We start from the raw sequence: 16,394 nt of genomic DNA on the forward strand, positions 1-16,394 counted from the left end.
TTTATTTTTCCTTTATGCTTTTTCTTCCCATAAAGATACAACATGCAAAATTGTTTTGACGGCTTTTTCCATATCTTGTACAGCTACCCACTCTTGTTTTCCGTGGAAAGCATGCCCTCCAGCAAAAATATTTGGACAAGGTAATCCCATAAACGAAAGGCGGGAGCCATCTGTTCCACCGCGGATACTTCTTCTTTCGGCCACCATTCCTGCACGGTTGATGGCTTCCATGCCGATTTCCATAATTTCAGGATGCTGATCCAGCACTTCTTTCATATTACGGTATTGTTCTTTTACGACAAAAGTATAGGTACAGTTTGGATATTGTTCGACAATCGATTTTGCGATGCCTTCCAGCTCATCTTCATGTTTCTTTAGATTGGCTGTAACGTGATCGCGTACGATAAATTGAATTTCAGCTTTTTCCACAGATCCACTGATATGAACAGGGTGTACAAAGCCGTCTTTTTTGTTGGTGCTTTCAGGTGAAAGTCGATCTTTTGGTAGTGCATCAATTACCGCACTGGCGATTTTGATGGCACTTTGCATTTTACCCTTAGCAAAGCCCGGATGTACGGATACACCATGAATCGTCAATGTAGCTCCATCCGCTGAAAATGTTTCATCCTCAATGGTTCCCGCTTTTTCGCCATCCATTGTATAAGCAAAATCTGCTGCTAAACGTTTCAAATCTGCTTTATCCACACCTCTGCCAATCTCCTCATCTGGTGTGAAAAGAATTTTGATATCGCCATGTTTGATTTCAGGATGTTTCATCAATAAACGGGCAGCATCCATGATTTCGGCCACACCTGCTTTGTCATCTGCACCCAACAAAGTGGTGCCACTCGCTGTAATGATATCATTGCCAATTTGATTGGCTAGATCGGGATGTTCGGCGTATTTGATGATAATACTCTTGTCGTCAGGAAGCACAAGATCCTGGCCCTGATAATTAGGGTGAACCAGTGGTTTAACATCTTTTCCAGAAGAGTCCGGAGATGTATCCATATGAGAACAGAAGCAGATAACAGGAACCTGCTTTGTAGTATTGGATGGAATAGTTGCATAGATATAGCCATTTTCATCCATTGCCGCGTCCGAAATACCCAACTCCAGCAACTCCGCTACAAGTAACTTTCCAAGGTTCTTTTGCTTTTCCGTAGAAGGACATGTTGGTGAATTTGCATCAGATTGTGTGTCAATCTGTACATAGCGTTGAAATCTTTCGGATACCGAAAAATCACGTATGTTGTTGATCTCAAATGTGCTCATTTTCTAATAGCCTTAATGTGATAAGGGTGGTCAAACTTAGATAAATTGCTTTTTATTTGCAATTTAATTTGGTTGCATTTACAAACAATTTGTCCCTACTCCAAGGGTTTAATTCTATTTGTAAACAAACTGACAATAACTGAAACGTATAGAAGGGGGACGATCCTAATTCCCGCTGAAAGGAATTTATTGTTATCTATAATTTTTTGCTATCTATAATTTATTGCTACATATAATGTGCAGTAGCGCTTTTGAACAGTAAAGTTTTACCCTTAGCTATGTGAAAAAGAAATCTTGGATGATCCCACATCAAAAAAAAGACCTATCAAATCGTTGACAGGTCCTCTTTTTATTGTATCGTTCTCTATTTCTTTTCGTCTGCGTAACCAAATACTTTCTGTAAAATATTGGTATTTCTACTGCCACCTATGTTCTGCCTAATTTTTGACTCCTGGTCGGCAACTTTGATGAACAGGCCGTCTATCGCTTTCTGTGTAACATAGGCAGTAAGATTTGTCTCCACTTTATTGCCTAAAGGGAGGTTGTTATAAGCTGAGGTCAATTGTGTCCAATACTGGTCCACATTGTTTGCACCCATGGCAGATTTGATAACTGGACTAAATTTGTTCGTTAATTCTGTCGATGTATTTGTTTTAAAAAACGTTGTCGCGGCGTCTTCTTTGCTGCCTAGAAGAATATTGGTCGCATCTGTAATTGTCATCTTCGAAAGTGCATTGACAAATACGGGTGCAGCCTCTTTAACGGCTCCCTCAGCAGCTCTGTTCATGCTCTGAATAAACTGATCGCATAATTTTCCCATACCAACAGCACGAAGTGTTTTTTCTACTTTCTGTGCTTCGGCAGGCATCAAAATCTTTACTGCCGCATCACCCAAAAAACCATCCTTTTTGGCTAAAGATTCGATACTCAGATTTAAACCATTGCTTAAAGCCTGTTTGATCCCCAATGAAGCATCTTTGTTGGATAAAGACGTCAAGGTATTGGATTTTGATGCTGTTGCTTTCGTGTTTGATGCTGTGGTCGTTTTAGTACTGTCAGTTTGGCCCTGATTTGCTTTTGTCAATGTTTCACTGATTTTCTTAAAAATCTGCGCTTCACTTGCATTGGAATAAAGTAGTCCTGAGACAAATAGTGTGCAATATAATAGTGGAAATTTCATCATGTTATTGTTTTGTTGTCAAAATTAAACATATCGACTGTTAATTTATGTGAAAGTTTAAAGCAATTGCTAGGAACCATAGCTATTGTAAAGAATCGTAGCAGATGCGCTACATTGTGCTGAATCGCTATCCCAGATGCGGTATAAATAAAAAGCTGTTCCACAAAATAAAACAGCAGATTCTAAGCGAACCTGCTGTTTGTGTTATAGGGTTGTTGTAATTAACATGATATTATTTCCAGGAGAGCGTCGTTGCTACTGGAAAGTGATCTGAGGGGAATTTATTCATATACGTGTCCGTCAGGATACCATATTTTTTAACCTGGAAAGGTTTGGTAATAAAAATATGATCAATGCGGCCTGTTGGTCTGATGCTTTTGCCCCAGCCATTGAAGGAAGAATTGGGTTCATATTTGAATGTTGCCAGTTCATGCACGTCAGTGACTACTTTGCTGTTGGCTAATGTGAAATAAGCCTCATCTTTTTCATCCACATTGAAGTCGCCGGTTAAAATCAAAGGTAGGTCTTTGGCAAACTCTTTTGCTTTCGCCAGAATCAACTTGGCACTCTCGGTGCGTGCGGTACGGCCGATATGGTCAAAGTGCGTGTTCATGAAGATGAAGCGTTTTTTGTTGGCCTTGTCTTCAAAAATACCCCAGGTACAGATCCGCGGTAGTGCTGCATCCCAGCCTTTATTCGGGTGTTGGGTATCTGTTGCCGAAAGCCAGAAAGTTCCGCTCTTTATTGCTTTAAAGCGATTTGTATTGTAATAAATAGCTGAGTGTTCGCCCTCTTGTGCACCATCGTCGCGACCAACACCCACGTAATCAAATCCAGGGAGGAGCTTTTTAAGATCTTCAACCTGATCAAAAAAACCTTCCTGGATACCAAAGATATCAAAGCCATGGTATTTAATCAGATTGGTTAGCGGAACTTTACGGTCGTTCCACATGTTGTCAACATCGACGGTATTTCTTTGGCGGATATTATAGCTGGCTGCAATAAATTCCTGTGCATAAGACAGAAAGGATAGACAGAGCGCTAAAGCGAGAATAATACTTTTTTTCATTTAGAATCTAGTTTTTAAAAAGGTACTGAAACGGTCATGCTCATCAAGTCGGCCTGATAAGTGGTCGACTGATTAGGATCCATGATTATTTCAACCGTATTGTTATTTCTTTAATACACGGAGCAACAATTCAGGTTCGTCAGTTGTAATAAAATCAATTTTCTGATTAATTAGATTTGTCATTTCCTCTTCTGTGTTTACTGTCCACGCATTTACTTTCATGCCAAGTTGATGTGCATCTTTCAGCCATGTCGCATTCTTTTTGAAAACCGAAAAGTGATAATCCAAACCATTTATTCCTGCAGCCTTCACCTCAGCAGGAGTTTTGTCACCTGTGAGGTATTGAATATTGGCCTTAGGCGCCAGTTCGTGAATCTTCTGACAAGCCTCAAAGCTAAAGGAAATATAATCAGTGACTTTCTCTGCTTTCAAGTTTTTAACCATTTCCACCGTTTTTGTTGTCGCTTCAAGTGTACGCTCTACGCCTAGTTTATTGATTTTTAATTCAAGGATAAGACGTAAACCTTTCAATTTTTTTCCAGCGTTAAGATATTCTTCCAAGGTGGGAATGGATTCACCGTTAGGATGCTTCTTTTCTAAGAGCTCCTTGTACGTTGCTGTGGCAATATCGATCCCATAGAAATCATTATCGTGGTTTACCACAAGAATATTGTCTTTGGTCAAATGCACATCAAATTCGGATCCGAAGAGCTTAAGGTCGTGGGCTGCTGTTAAAGAAGCAATGGAATTTTGCGGAAGATGGCTGTTTTTCCATACGCCACGATGTGCAATGGCCTTAGTTTGTGCAAATAATGCCGAAGATGAGATCACCATGGCTAGTGTCAGACAGCTAAAAATATGTTTTTTCATGTGATAAGTATGTATGAGTGTTTGTTTTCAACGGCATAATTTGCACGTTTCACTCGTTGATTTATTCCTATTCTATTTCTCTTTTTGGGCATTTACATTACCAATTAAGATGTTTATGGTAAAAAATCGACCCCTAATGATAGGATCGTTTCTTACAAAGTTGTTTAAAAGCTGATTTTACATAGGACAAAAAAAAATGGTACTTTTTATCTCGATGTACAAGATCTAAAGTACCACTTTTATATTTAGGAATTGTTAAGTGTAATTTATTTTTTACCGTTCCATTCGGCCATGAACTCATCGAGGAAGCTGAGCATATATTCATGGCGATGCGCTGCGATTCTTTTCGCGGCTTCTGTATTCATCTTATTCTTTAACAATAGTAGCTTTTCGTAGAAGTGATTGATTGTGGGAGCTTCCGAATGCTTGTAAGCTTCCTTATCCTTATATTCCTGAACGGGAACGTTGGGATTATACATCTCACGGCCTTTGTTTCCGCCAAAGCTAAACGCGCGGGCAATACCTATTGCGCCAATAGCATCTAGACGGTCAGCATCTTGCACGATCTCCATTTCTTTTGAATGGAATGAAACTTCACCTAAACTTGCTTTGAAAGACATGTTGAAGATGATTTTCTTGACATGGTCAATGATCTCAGGCGAAATTTCTAGACTTGCCAAAAACTCTCCGGCAACACGAGGGCCGATTGTTTCGTCGCCATCATGGAATTTACTGTCAGCGATGTCATGTAATAGCGCCGCCAATTCGCACACCATAACATCTGCTTCTTCATCTTCTAAAATTAACTTCGTATTGTTCCATACGCGTTGAATATGCGACCAATCGTGGCCTGCTTCTGCAAATTTCAACCGGTCTTGCACAAATGCTACTGTGCGCTCAATAATGTTATTCATACAATACTTTTGTTTTTTCGCGAGTACCCTCGTATAATTCGTATTCTAATAATCTACAATCTAATTTACCATTATAAAATTCTATACGTCGGGATGCGCGCAACCCGATTTTCTTTGCCAGATCTGGATTTCCAGTAAATATATAGCCTCTATAACCTTTGCATTCCTGTTTCATGAAATCTCCCATACGCTTATAGGTAATTTCTAGCTTGCTGTGTGTGCCCAAACGTTCACCATATTCAGGATTGAATAAAATGACACCTGCTTCTTTAGGAACGTGTGTTTCGGCAAAATCGCATACTTCAAAAGAAATTAATTGCTCCACACCGGCGGTTCTTGCGTTCATCTTGGAGACGTTGATAGCCTCTTCCGAAATATCGCTTGCGATAATTTGCGGAGCTGCTTTTTTATTGATCTGATCTTTAAGTATTCGACGCTCCTGGAAGAAAACTGTTTCATCATAACCTATGAAATGCATAAATGAATAGTTCATGCGTAATAATCCAGGTTTTCTGTTTGTCGCAATGAGAGCTGCCTCGATAGCTAAAGTTCCGGATCCACACATCGGGTTCACAAAAGGAGAATGACCATCCCATTTGGACGCAATAATAGTAGAGGCTGCCAGAGCTTCTAACATTGGCGCTTTTCCAGGGATCTTGCGGTAGCCATGTTTCGCCAATGTCTCGCCTGAGGTATCGAGAAAAATTTCAGCACGGTCATCTTTCCAGTACAAGTGCACAACCGCTTTATTATTGTCCGGACCTGAGTTAGGACGCATACCCTTTTTTTCCTTGATTCGGTCCACGATTGCATCTTTAACCTTGACGTTTGCAAATAATGGTGTGCTGATTGTCTCATTGTCCACATTGGAGCTGACAGAGAAGTATCCGTCAAATTGAATGAGTTCTTCCCATGCGATTTGACTCAATTCGTCATAGAGCTCCGTCGGATTATTGGCCCTAAACTCTTTTAACGAATACAAAATCTGAGATGCTGTGCGCAGGTTCAGATTGAGCTTGATCGTATCGTTTATACTGACCTTTAATTCTACTCCTGTCGGAAATGCCCTGACAATGTCAAAACCTAACTCTTTAACTTCCTGTTGCAAATAAGGCGATAAGCGCTTATTGCACGTTATAATAACTTTATTGGGGGTGTTGAAAACTTCCATCATATTTTGTACAAAGTTAATTAAACTCTTCCTCAAAAATTGCTTAATTTTACGCTTTAATATTTATTTTTTTGATTATGGAAATTAGAGGAAAAGTACACGAGATAGGAGCGACACAACAAGTGACAGAATCATTCAAAAAACGCGATATGATTGTAGCTTATGCCGAAAACCCACAATTTGTTGAGTATATCCGTTTTGAATCAACACAAGACAGAACGTCAATTTTTGATAACCTAGCAATTGGAGAAGAGGTAGAAGTATCTTTTAATCTTCGTGGTCGTCCTTGGACTAATAAAGATGGCGTAACAACTTATTTCAATTCATTGGTCGCATGGCGTGTAACAAAATTGGGTAATGCTGCTCCAGCACCATCTTCTCCAGGTTACGCAGATATGCCTGCTCCTGTAGATTTGGCTGGTTCATCAGATGATGATGATCTACCATTCTAATCTGAATAGGATTTTATGCACTATCGCCCTTGCGGTAGCCAATAGATTAGATTATTTGAACTGTAAACAATCCAGTTCTTTACAATAGAAAGGCTTCTTCAAGAAGCCTTTTTTCTTTCATAGCATCAGCATGGGCACCTGATTTTTCTTGGCGCTGAAATTGCTTGCTATACGGTGTCGTACATCAAAAAACAATAGATATGAAATTATCCGTATTATTCATTTGCTTAGCAGCAGTTTCGCTAAGTGCATGCAATCAAACGTCAAAAGAGAGTCCGCATGCTACAGCAGATTCTTCAGTACATGAGACTGCGGCAGTAGATACTGCCCATACATCACAAAACTCACTGGATTGGGCAGGTACCTATGAAGCTACTATTCCCTGTGCAGATTGTGAAGGTATCAAAACCAATATCACCTTAAAGAATGATAATACCTTTGCCATTGTCAGTGAATATATTAACAAAAATACCAAGGTTGAAGATACTGGCAAAGTCATGTGGCATGACAACGGATCCGTTGTTCATCTCACAGGGAAAGAAACAAATATGAAATTGAAGGTCGGCGAAAATAAGCTGATTGGACTAGATCAGGAAGGCCATGAGATTGATGGTCCCAATGCACATCTCTATGTGTACAATAAGGTCGAAGGAGAGAAACTGTAAAATAAAGCTCCGATAACTGAATTAGCCGCTGACGTATTTACCGTAGGGAACTTTTCGTAGAAAATAGGTTAGTAAGGCGCTCGCCAACAGGGTGAGCACTGTTGCTGCAGGGATTTTCCACAAAGTGGATAAGGGGAGTAAAGGATGGATATAATTCAGCAATAAAATATGGCATAAGTAAATACCAAAGCTGTGAATGTCGATAAATTCCCAGAAGGCGTTGAGTTGTTCTGGGAGTTTAAGGCCTTGCACGAAGATGAATAAAAAGCCTGCACTCAATGCGATATTTGGTGAAAGATAGTTGTAAAGTGTCGGATCAAATTCCCTTCGTGACACACTTAAATAATATGTCCCTGAAGCCGTAATTAAACAGCAGATCAGAAAAAATGTAAAACTTGATAATTTTACCATTTGGATTGGATAATTACGTAAATAGTGCCCCAAGACCAGGTAGCCCGCATAGCCAGAGAAAAAGGTCAGATCAAAGTTTGGTAAGTAACTATTGAACCATTTATTCGTAAAAAATAACGCTGCAAACCACAACCCCAAAAAGATCTCAAGCTCTCTTTTACTGCAGTTGCCCACAATTTTGCGTATGAAAGGAACTGCGAGGTAGAGCCCAAGTATCATATATAGATACCAAAGGTGTGCATTCGTTCCTGACTTTAAGCGAATTAACACAATGTTAATAACTTGTGGAAAACCGATGTAGTCAAAATCAATGTAGCGGATAAAATAATAGAGAAGATAGACGATCGTCCAAAAAAGAAAAGGCGGGACAATTTTTAACAGACGTTTCCGATAAAACTGTCCCGTACTTTCGTCTTTCTGTAGCAGCAGGGCGCCTGAAATAATGACAAACAGGGGTACTGCAAAGCGCGAGAAGCTATTGAGCCAATTGGCATAACTCCAGTCGAATGACTCAAATTCATTGCTGTTTAGGTAGCCCGAAGAGGAATGAATCAAGATAACGAGGAATATCGCAACAATACGAAGTACACTGATATAACTGGTTCGCGCCATTTGATTTTGCTATTTTTATTGACTTTTGCTGTCGTAGACTTTCAAATACAGCAGGGTTAGGAGTGCGCCAATGCTCGCCATACCCACACCAACAAGCGACGGTGTGTTATAAGCTAAACCCAAGGTTATTGGAATTCCACCTAAAAATGCACCTAAGGTATTCCCGAGGTTAAAGGCGGCCTGACCACCTGCCGCAGCCAGTGTTGCAGCTTCTTTTGAGGCGCGAATTAACATCAGTTGTGTCGGCGAACCAATGGTAAAGGATACCAGTCCAGTAATAAAGGCTAAAGGGTACGCTGTCCAGCCCAAGGGCGATATAAAGTAAACCATCACAAGGCATAGCGCCATGGCGGAAAAACTAGCGATCGCAGCTTTGGTTGGGGAGATTGTATCGGCCAATTTTCCGCCGATAAGATTCCCGAAAAACATACCAACACCGATCAGGATCATAATCAGTGGTACACGATCAGCAGCGATGCCCGACACATTGGTCACTAAAGGCGCGATGTAACTGATCCAGGCAAAAAGTCCACCGGTACCGATGGCGATAATAGCCATTAATAGCCAGGCAATCTTTTTGTTGAAGAAGTTGAGCTGGCTAAAGATATTATTCCCTTTGGAAGCTTCAATTTTTGGCATCCAAGCATAAATTGCTGCAAAAGTGATTAATCCCAATATACTGATAATTCCATAGGTCAAACGCCATGAATAATGATGACCGAGATAGGTTCCTAACGGTACGCCAGCCAAATTGGCAATGGTCATTCCTGTAAACATAATGGATATGGCCTGGGCTTCTTTTCCTTTTGGTGCCAAGCGAGCAGCAACAACAGACCCAACACCAAAAAAAGCACCGTGCGGAAGCCCAGCCATGAAGCGGGAGAGGCTGATCAAAAACTGGCCTGGCGCAATACTGAATAGTCCGTTGAAAATAAAAAAGAGCAACATTAAAAAAAGTAATACCTTCTTTGGTGGATATTTTCCCGTAAATAGGACTAATGTTGGTGCACCTACAACAACACCCAGTGCGTATAGTGCAATCAGGTGCGCGGCAGTAGGGATCTCGATATGAAGATCTTTGGCAATATCAGGCAGGATACCCATCATCGTGAATTCGGTCATTCCGATGGCAAGTCCGCCAAATGCCAAAGCGATAATTCCTTTGTTCATTGTATTTTAAGGTTGAGGTTGTACGATAATGGTACGAAGATAATAAATAGATTGTACTAAAAATTATTGATATCTTTTTTGAGGGATACACGTAATATTTTTAGTCTTCCTTAAGATGATCTGACGTTGATCTAACCTGCTTTCCAGTACCACCGAGTCCGCAGCATGATAAACGACTTTAAAGCGGGGGATATACTGTCCGGAAAGATAACAGCCTGAAATTTTCTGCTTGCCATTTTCTTTGGTATAAATACCATCGACAATGATGGAGTCGCCACGCAGAACATAAATACCCTTTGCATGTTCTGTCCAGGATCCATTTTTGTAACAGCTATCCGGGATTGTTTGTACTTTATTGTTGACGTGCATGGTCGCGTAAACAGAATCACAGGTAAACTTGAAATCGGTCAAGGTATATTGCATCATCTGCTGTTGCCCTGGAATACTGTCTTGCACCCATTCTCCCTGTAAAAAGGGGGCGCCTTCGCTCTGCATATCCGAATTGAATTTGCAGGCAGTAAAAAAGAAAAACATACCTATGGCAAGTGCCAATAGGTATGTTTTTGTTCGTATGTTTTTTATTGAAATAAAAGTCACAGCTTATTTTAAACTTCCAACCATATCTTCTGGTTTTACCCAAGCATCGAAATCTTCAGGAGTCACATAACCTAAGCGTACGGCTTCTTCCTTAAGCGTAGTACCATTTTTATGTGCTGTTTGCGCGATTTCTGCTGATTTGTAGTAACCAATTTTTGTGTTTAGTGCCGTTACTAACATCAAGGAGTTGTCTACCAATTCTTTGATGCGTTTGTAGTTCGGTTCGATACCAGCTGCACAGTGCTCTTCAAATGAAACACAAGCATCACCCAATAGGCGAGCAGACTGCAAGAAGTTTGCGGCCATCAATGGTTTGAACACGTTTAGTTCATAGTGACCTTGCGTTCCACCAATCGTAATAGCTACATCATTACCCATCACTTGCGCCGCAACCATTGTCAATGCTTCACATTGCGTTGGATTAACTTTACCTGGCATAATCGATGATCCTGGTTCGTTCTCAGGAATCAAGATTTCACCGATACCTGAACGTGGGCCGGAAGCCAACATACGGATATCGTTTGCAATTTTATTTAATGAAACAGCCAATTGCTTCAATGCACCGTGTGTTTCAACGATTGCGTCGTGAGCAGCCAATGCCTCAAATTTATTTTCAGCGGTTACGAAAGGTAGGCCAGTAAATTCAGCGATATATTTAGCAACGACAACGTCATAGCCGTTTGGTGTATTTAATCCTGTACCGACAGCAGTACCTCCCAATGCAAGTTCTGACAAATGCGAAAGTGTATTTCTTAAAGCTTTCAGACCATGGTTCAATTGAGCGACATAACCTGAAATCTCTTGACCTAGAGTCAACGGAGTAGCATCCATTAAGTGTGTACGGCCAATTTTAACTACGTTTTTAAACTCCTCAGCTTTTTTTGTCAATGTGTCACGCAATTTTTCAACTCCTGGAATGGTAACTTCAGCAACAGCTTTGTAAGCGGCAATATGCATTCCTGTAGGGAAAGTATCGTTAGATGATTGTGATTTGTTTACATCATCATTTGCTTTTAACACAGGTTCACCTTCACCGATTTTATGTCCAGCCAATACTTGTGCACGGTTTGCGACAACCTCATTCACATTCATGTTGGATTGTGTACCCGAGCCCGTTTGCCAAATAACCAATGGAAATTGATCATCCAATTTGCCCGCTAAGATCTCATCACATACTGTAGCGATCGCATCACGTTTCTCTACAGGTAATACCCCCAACTCGTGGTTAGCATAAGCAGCTGCTTTTTTCAAATAAGCAAAGCCTGCGATGATTTCGTGTGGCATTGAAGCTGCCGGTCCGATTTTAAAGTTGTTGCGTGAACGCTCTGTTTGTGCACCCCAGTATTTGTCTGCAGGTACTTGAACTTCACCCATTGTGTCTTTTTCAATTCTGAATGACATAGTATGTAAGTATAAGTAAAACGTAAAAATTAAAAGCATATGTGCAAAGCACATCATACATCACTCACAAAGTTACAGGATAATACAGTAAAGAACAAGGATTAAAGCATAAAGACACAATAAGCAGGTTTTAAAAACCAAGACGTTTTGTCAAGGAATCATTCACGTGGTGAAAAACCTGTTTCGGTTTTAATGCCCGCCAGGGGAGCTCATTCAAAGCACCACCGAAATTAATATAATAATCTATATTTTGCTGCTGGAACTCTTCGATAACATGCTCACGGAAACCAATGCCCGCAATCCAGCCGTCCTCGATATCCTGAAACCATTCCTCATAGTATGAGTCATCTGAAGCATGAAAATTCAGTACATTCTCACCGATTAGAATAAAATACTTAATTCCCTGACTGATCAAAACATCAATAATCTCTCGCTTGAGCAACATGATGTCATTGTAGATTGCATCATTCCATTCACCAATCAGTTCGATAATACAGTACTGTTTCTCATAGTCTACAAACAGTATTTTCAGATATAAGGTAAGCGAACCGAATTCATCCCATTGTGGGTGCAAAAGAAAATTATAGATCTGTTTGTCAAAATCGAATTCGCTGTAGACTGTACCATAAAATGGGGATTGTTCATCTTCAGCGGCAATGTAATAGTCCCGCCAATTGTAATAAGGTTCGATTTCGTGCATAAAGTGGAATCTTTTTCAATTCAAACTAAGATAAATTTACGCGCATTTGCAAGTTAAATTATAGACATTATTGTCATCTATTGAAACTAAATGTTTGCCACTTCTACGAGCTGTTTGGTTATGATTTTTGATAAAGACTTTCAATCATGGACAGCTTTGTTCCTCGACCAAAACAAGGGCGTGAACTTTTTGTTTTTAATGTAAAAATATGGGTTCAAAAACTCGTTTAACCGAATAAACTTGCTATTTTTGATAAAGTAATTAATTGTTGAATAGTTTGCCTCATCTTCGGTAATTCATGAAGATTTCCCATGCAGAAAAGTATTAAACGAAATATTTTTGTAGCCGCTACATATGCTGCAGTATTGCTTCTCGGCTTGCTGTTGGGACAAAATTATGCCGAGGAGCAGGGAAGTAACCAGAAAACCACCTTTTCAAGTTTGCGCTCCAATGGCAATTCCGATAAATTACAATATCTCATTCAGTTAATTTCCGAGAATTACGTCGACAATGTCAGTATAGACACCGTGCAGGATGAAGCCATTGAGCATGTTGTTTCCCGCCTGGATCCTTTTTCCACCTTTTTGAGACCCAATCAAGTGCTAGCAAAGCAGGAAACGCTTGAGGGAACATTTGATGGTATCGGAGTAGAGTACTTTCGCCTGAAAGATACGCTACTTGTTGTTGGGATGGTTGCAGCTGGTCCCGCGGAGAAAGCAGGTATGCGTATCGGCGACCGCATTTTAAAGATCGGTAATAAGGATCTTGTCGGAAGAAAGGTTGCCGAATCCGAAATTGAAAAACTGATCCGCGGAAAGAAAGGAACAGCTGTATTGATCACCATTCAACGCAATGGAGTAGTATTGGGCAATCCAATAAAAGTCATTCGTGATCAGGTAAATGTTTCGAGTTTAGATGCATCGTATATGATCGCTCCGAAAACAGCTTATGTGAAAATTCGAAGATTTGGACATAAGACAGCAGATGAATTCCGCCAGTCACTCATTGACTTACGAAAAAGCGGAGCTCAAGATCTTATTTTGGATTTACGTAATAATGGTGGCGGATTTGTACATACGGCAATTGATCTGGCTGGTCAATTTTTCAAAGAAAAGAGACTGTTGATGTATACCGAGGGTGCGAATGAACTGCGCCAGGATTTCTATTCTGAGAAGGCGGGCGATTTTGGTGATGGCCGGGTCATTGTGCTGATCAATGAAAGCACAGCATCAGCGAGCGAAATACTGAGCGGTGCTCTTCAGGATTTGGATCGGGCAACTATTGTCGGCCGCAGATCCTATGGCAAAGGTTTGGTGCAAGAGCAATTTGATTTTTCAGACGGTTCTGCAATCAACCTGACTGTGGCTCGCTACTATACACCACTTGGAAGATGTATTCAGCGAAAATATGCACGGGCGAATTTTGATGCAGCAAAATACATGACAGGCTTTGATCTATGGACAATGGATACCGAATTCAGCCAAAAGGAAATGTTTACAACCAGCAAAGGAAAGCTTGTATTCGGTGGTGGCGGTATTCTTCCGGACGTGACTATCCCGATTGATACCAACGAAACCAGTGCCAAGTACCGCGAGATATTTCATTCCAATGCAATCGAAGAGTTTGTTTATGATCGCTTCACGAAACATCTGCCGGCATATTCTATCGAGAATTTCATTAGTGGCTATCACTTGCCAGCAACAGAATTTGATCTATTCATTTCATATCTTAATAGCCAAAAGCGGATCGCGGTCACAGCCAAAGAAGCAAAAAACTTACATGATTTAATTCAATCCGATATCGAGGCCTTGGTAGGTCGGTATTATTTTGGTCGTGAAGCGTATTACAAAATCAAAAACCGAAGAGATAAATTTATTGAAATAGGTCTTAAAACGTTGGGCTATCAGATGCCTAAGGTTTAAGTCTAAGATCAGACCATACAGGATAATGATCCGACAATTTCTGTTTGACAATCTGATAGTTCATCACCTGAAATTTCTGGCTGGCAAAAATATAATCGATCTGGAATATCGGAAGGAGGGCATGATGGGTTACTCCCCAGCCATTACCTTTCTCCTTAAATGCATTGTACAGCCCGTCTCCAATGAGATTGACCGAGTAGCTCATTGGCGTATCATTAAAATCACCTACAGCAATATAAGGATATTGACATTCATTCATGTGTTTCTTTAACGAATGCGCCTGTTCGCTACGAAGCTCGAAGGCATTCTTAAGTTTACGGCTCAATTTACGTGTCCTCGAATTATCCGATTCATTCGTATTGGACAGATTTTGGATAAATTCCTTGTCTTCATTTTGAAGCGCAAAAGAACGGAGATGTATATTATAGATGCGAATCAGTGTATCCTGTTTTTTGATATCGACATAACTAATCCGGTTGATTCCGTAATCGTTGTCTCTGATGGTACCTGAATCATAGATTGGGAAGCGGGACAGGACAGCCATTCCATACGCCTCGTAATCGTTTTTAGAACTAGGTTCAAAGAAAAAATAATCATAGCCCAGTTTATCTTTGAATTCCTCGGAGAACACATGTTTTCCTTTAATCTTGCTAATATATTCCTGAAAGCAGATCACATCGGGAGAGATGCTGTCAATAATACGGACGACATCGGCTTTAAAATTTTTTTTCTCATCATTTACCTTTTTGAACAAATGGGCGTTGAAGGTCATGATGCGAAGGGTACGTGTCTCGGAAGAAACAGGGGAATTCTCTTTGCGAATGTTCCAATGTTTAGTTAAAAAAGGCCATCCAATGAGGATTGTAACGAGTGAATAAAGAGCAATTTTCCGTTTGCGGAGTAGCCAATAAAAGATAAATCCAATATTGATAAGGAGGATCGGAAGATAGCCTAAGCCCATAAATGCAATGGGCCAAAAAGATTTAGGATTTATGAAGGTCGCCGAATAGCTCATAAGTAATGTAACGATCGCAAGCACATTTGCCAGGAACATTGTTTTACTTATAAAGCCCAGTTTTCTTCTTAAAAATGTCCTTTTATCCATCAACCTTGTCACCACTATTGCTTGCCCTAAAGAGCGTTTCTTTTTCATGGCTCGTTAGACTGTCGTAGCCAGAAACAGAAATTTTATCTAAGATAGCATCGATTTCGTCCTGATTGGGTAAGTCATAACGATGTTTCCGATTTGTCGGAATATTGTTACCTACAACGACTTTCATTTTTGCAGGCTTCTTTAATTTTTTTTGAAAAATTGTAGACCAGTCCATCCCCGATTTTAGCGCATAAGTGAATCCCATTCCAAAAAGTATAACTGCAAAATACGAAATGGCTGCTGGTCGATTAGTCAGGGTAAGCGCAAGGAATTCCAATCCAAAATAAATGATAGCCACCAACTTTAGTTTCACAGTACCAATCAGCAGAAGTCGTAATTCATATTTGGGAACCAAAGTGACAATTGCCGCCAATACTGCTGCCAACGGGAGAGAGCCGCCCATGAGCTGAACGCTGTCAGAAACGGGAATAAGTGACCCAAAGCCCACATAAAGAACGCTGCCGAGCAGCCACGAAGCGATATAGACAAATAGAAATTGCCGCTTGTTTAAGAAGGTAAAAAAGATCTGACCGACCCAATAGAGCCAAAGACTATCAAAAAGTATGGTCAGAAGCTTGACGTAAACAAAATTCGATGTGATTAATGACCAAGGTTGTGCAATAAATGCTGAGAAATTACCCGGTAAACTCAATCGACGTACAATAGGCTCCAAAAAGCTTTGTGGTACAATTTTTAATTCGAAGAGTAGATCTAAAAAATAAATGAGGACAAATAAACAGACCTGAATACTGATCACCAAAGGTACGGGCGATCCAGTTTTATAGGTTTGTCTCCAAAAATCTTTTAAACCGATGTTATTCATTGCGCACGA

Annotated in this window: 16 protein-coding genes; 3 read left to right on the forward strand and 13 right to left on the reverse strand. The window is 40.3% G+C overall.

Features of this window, described 5'->3' with window-relative positions:
- Positions 1–12 precede the first annotated feature (12 nt).
- From pepT to OK025_RS09830, 6 genes are all read right to left on the reverse strand, one after another.
- Positions 13–1,275, reverse strand: coding sequence for a peptidase T (gene pepT / locus OK025_RS09805; protein ID WP_317669313.1), 1,263 nt, complete (start codon positions 1,273–1,275; stop codon positions 13–15).
- Between the two features lie 364 nt (positions 1,276–1,639).
- Positions 1,640–2,458: a DUF4197 domain-containing protein gene (locus OK025_RS09810; RefSeq protein WP_317669314.1), complete on the reverse strand. Its 819-nt coding sequence runs from the start codon at positions 2,456–2,458 to the stop codon at positions 1,640–1,642.
- A gap of 229 nt (positions 2,459–2,687) precedes the next feature.
- A complete protein-coding gene (locus OK025_RS09815; RefSeq protein ID WP_317669315.1) occupies positions 2,688–3,524 on the reverse strand; it encodes an endonuclease/exonuclease/phosphatase family protein in 837 nt (278 codons plus the stop codon).
- A gap of 102 nt (positions 3,525–3,626) precedes the next feature.
- Positions 3,627–4,394 (reverse strand): glycerophosphodiester phosphodiesterase, encoded by a 768-nt coding sequence (locus OK025_RS09820; RefSeq protein WP_088163159.1) that lies wholly within the window; start codon positions 4,392–4,394, stop codon positions 3,627–3,629.
- A 266-nt stretch (positions 4,395–4,660) separates the two neighbouring features.
- The gene (locus OK025_RS09825; protein WP_075994417.1) at positions 4,661–5,308 is read right to left on the reverse strand and encodes an HD domain-containing protein; all 648 of its coding nucleotides are present in this window, start codon (positions 5,306–5,308) and stop codon (positions 4,661–4,663) included.
- Positions 5,301–6,479: a class I SAM-dependent RNA methyltransferase gene (locus OK025_RS09830; protein WP_317669769.1), complete on the reverse strand. Its 1,179-nt coding sequence runs from the start codon at positions 6,477–6,479 to the stop codon at positions 5,301–5,303. The genes OK025_RS09825 and OK025_RS09830 overlap by 8 nt, the downstream gene beginning before the upstream one ends.
- A 77-nt stretch (positions 6,480–6,556) precedes the next feature.
- Here OK025_RS09830 and OK025_RS09835 point away from each other — a divergent pair, with 77 nt between their 5' ends.
- Together OK025_RS09835 and OK025_RS09840 are read left to right on the forward strand one after the other, a co-directional pair.
- Positions 6,557–6,931 (forward strand): DUF3127 domain-containing protein, encoded by a 375-nt coding sequence (locus OK025_RS09835; protein ID WP_075994416.1) that lies wholly within the window; start codon positions 6,557–6,559, stop codon positions 6,929–6,931.
- 200 nt (positions 6,932–7,131) lie between these two features.
- Positions 7,132–7,596, forward strand: coding sequence for a copper resistance protein NlpE (locus tag OK025_RS09840; RefSeq protein WP_317669316.1), 465 nt, complete (start codon positions 7,132–7,134; stop codon positions 7,594–7,596).
- Between the two features lie 21 nt (positions 7,597–7,617).
- Here OK025_RS09840 and OK025_RS09845 read toward each other — a convergent pair whose 3' ends face one another.
- The 5 genes from OK025_RS09845 to OK025_RS09865 form a co-directional block, all read right to left on the reverse strand.
- Positions 7,618–8,619 (reverse strand): acyltransferase, encoded by a 1,002-nt coding sequence (locus OK025_RS09845; RefSeq protein WP_317669317.1) that lies wholly within the window; start codon positions 8,617–8,619, stop codon positions 7,618–7,620.
- Between the two features lie 15 nt (positions 8,620–8,634).
- Positions 8,635–9,789, reverse strand: a complete 1,155-nt coding sequence (locus tag OK025_RS09850) for an MFS transporter (protein ID WP_317669318.1) — start codon at positions 9,787–9,789, stop codon at positions 8,635–8,637.
- A gap of 63 nt (positions 9,790–9,852) precedes the next feature.
- Positions 9,853–10,341, reverse strand: coding sequence for a fumarate hydratase (locus OK025_RS09855; protein ID WP_317669319.1), 489 nt, complete (start codon positions 10,339–10,341; stop codon positions 9,853–9,855).
- A gap of 48 nt (positions 10,342–10,389) precedes the next feature.
- Positions 10,390–11,787: a class II fumarate hydratase gene (fumC, locus tag OK025_RS09860; RefSeq protein ID WP_317669320.1), complete on the reverse strand. Its 1,398-nt coding sequence runs from the start codon at positions 11,785–11,787 to the stop codon at positions 10,390–10,392.
- A 130-nt stretch (positions 11,788–11,917) separates the two neighbouring features.
- Positions 11,918–12,487 (reverse strand): hypothetical protein, encoded by a 570-nt coding sequence (locus tag OK025_RS09865; RefSeq protein ID WP_317669321.1) that lies wholly within the window; start codon positions 12,485–12,487, stop codon positions 11,918–11,920.
- 311 nt (positions 12,488–12,798) lie between these two features.
- Between OK025_RS09865 and OK025_RS09870 the strand changes: the two genes are divergently transcribed.
- The gene (locus OK025_RS09870) at positions 12,799–14,409 is read left to right on the forward strand and encodes a S41 family peptidase (RefSeq protein WP_317669322.1); all 1,611 of its coding nucleotides are present in this window, start codon (positions 12,799–12,801) and stop codon (positions 14,407–14,409) included.
- Here the strand turns inward: OK025_RS09870 and OK025_RS09875 are convergent.
- Together OK025_RS09875 and OK025_RS09880 are read right to left on the reverse strand one after the other, a co-directional pair.
- Entirely contained in the window at positions 14,399–15,562 is a 1,164-nt protein-coding gene (locus tag OK025_RS09875; protein ID WP_317669323.1) for an endonuclease/exonuclease/phosphatase family protein, read from the reverse strand. The genes OK025_RS09870 and OK025_RS09875 overlap by 11 nt on opposite strands.
- Positions 15,507–16,385: a rhomboid family intramembrane serine protease gene (locus tag OK025_RS09880; RefSeq protein ID WP_317669324.1), complete on the reverse strand. Its 879-nt coding sequence runs from the start codon at positions 16,383–16,385 to the stop codon at positions 15,507–15,509. Before OK025_RS09880 ends, OK025_RS09875 begins: the two co-directional genes overlap by 56 nt.
- Positions 16,386–16,394: the final 9 nt, after the last annotated feature.

It is taken from the genome of Sphingobacterium sp. UGAL515B_05, assembly GCF_033097525.1.
In the GTDB taxonomy this organism is placed as follows: Bacteria; Bacteroidota; Bacteroidia; order Sphingobacteriales; family Sphingobacteriaceae; genus Sphingobacterium.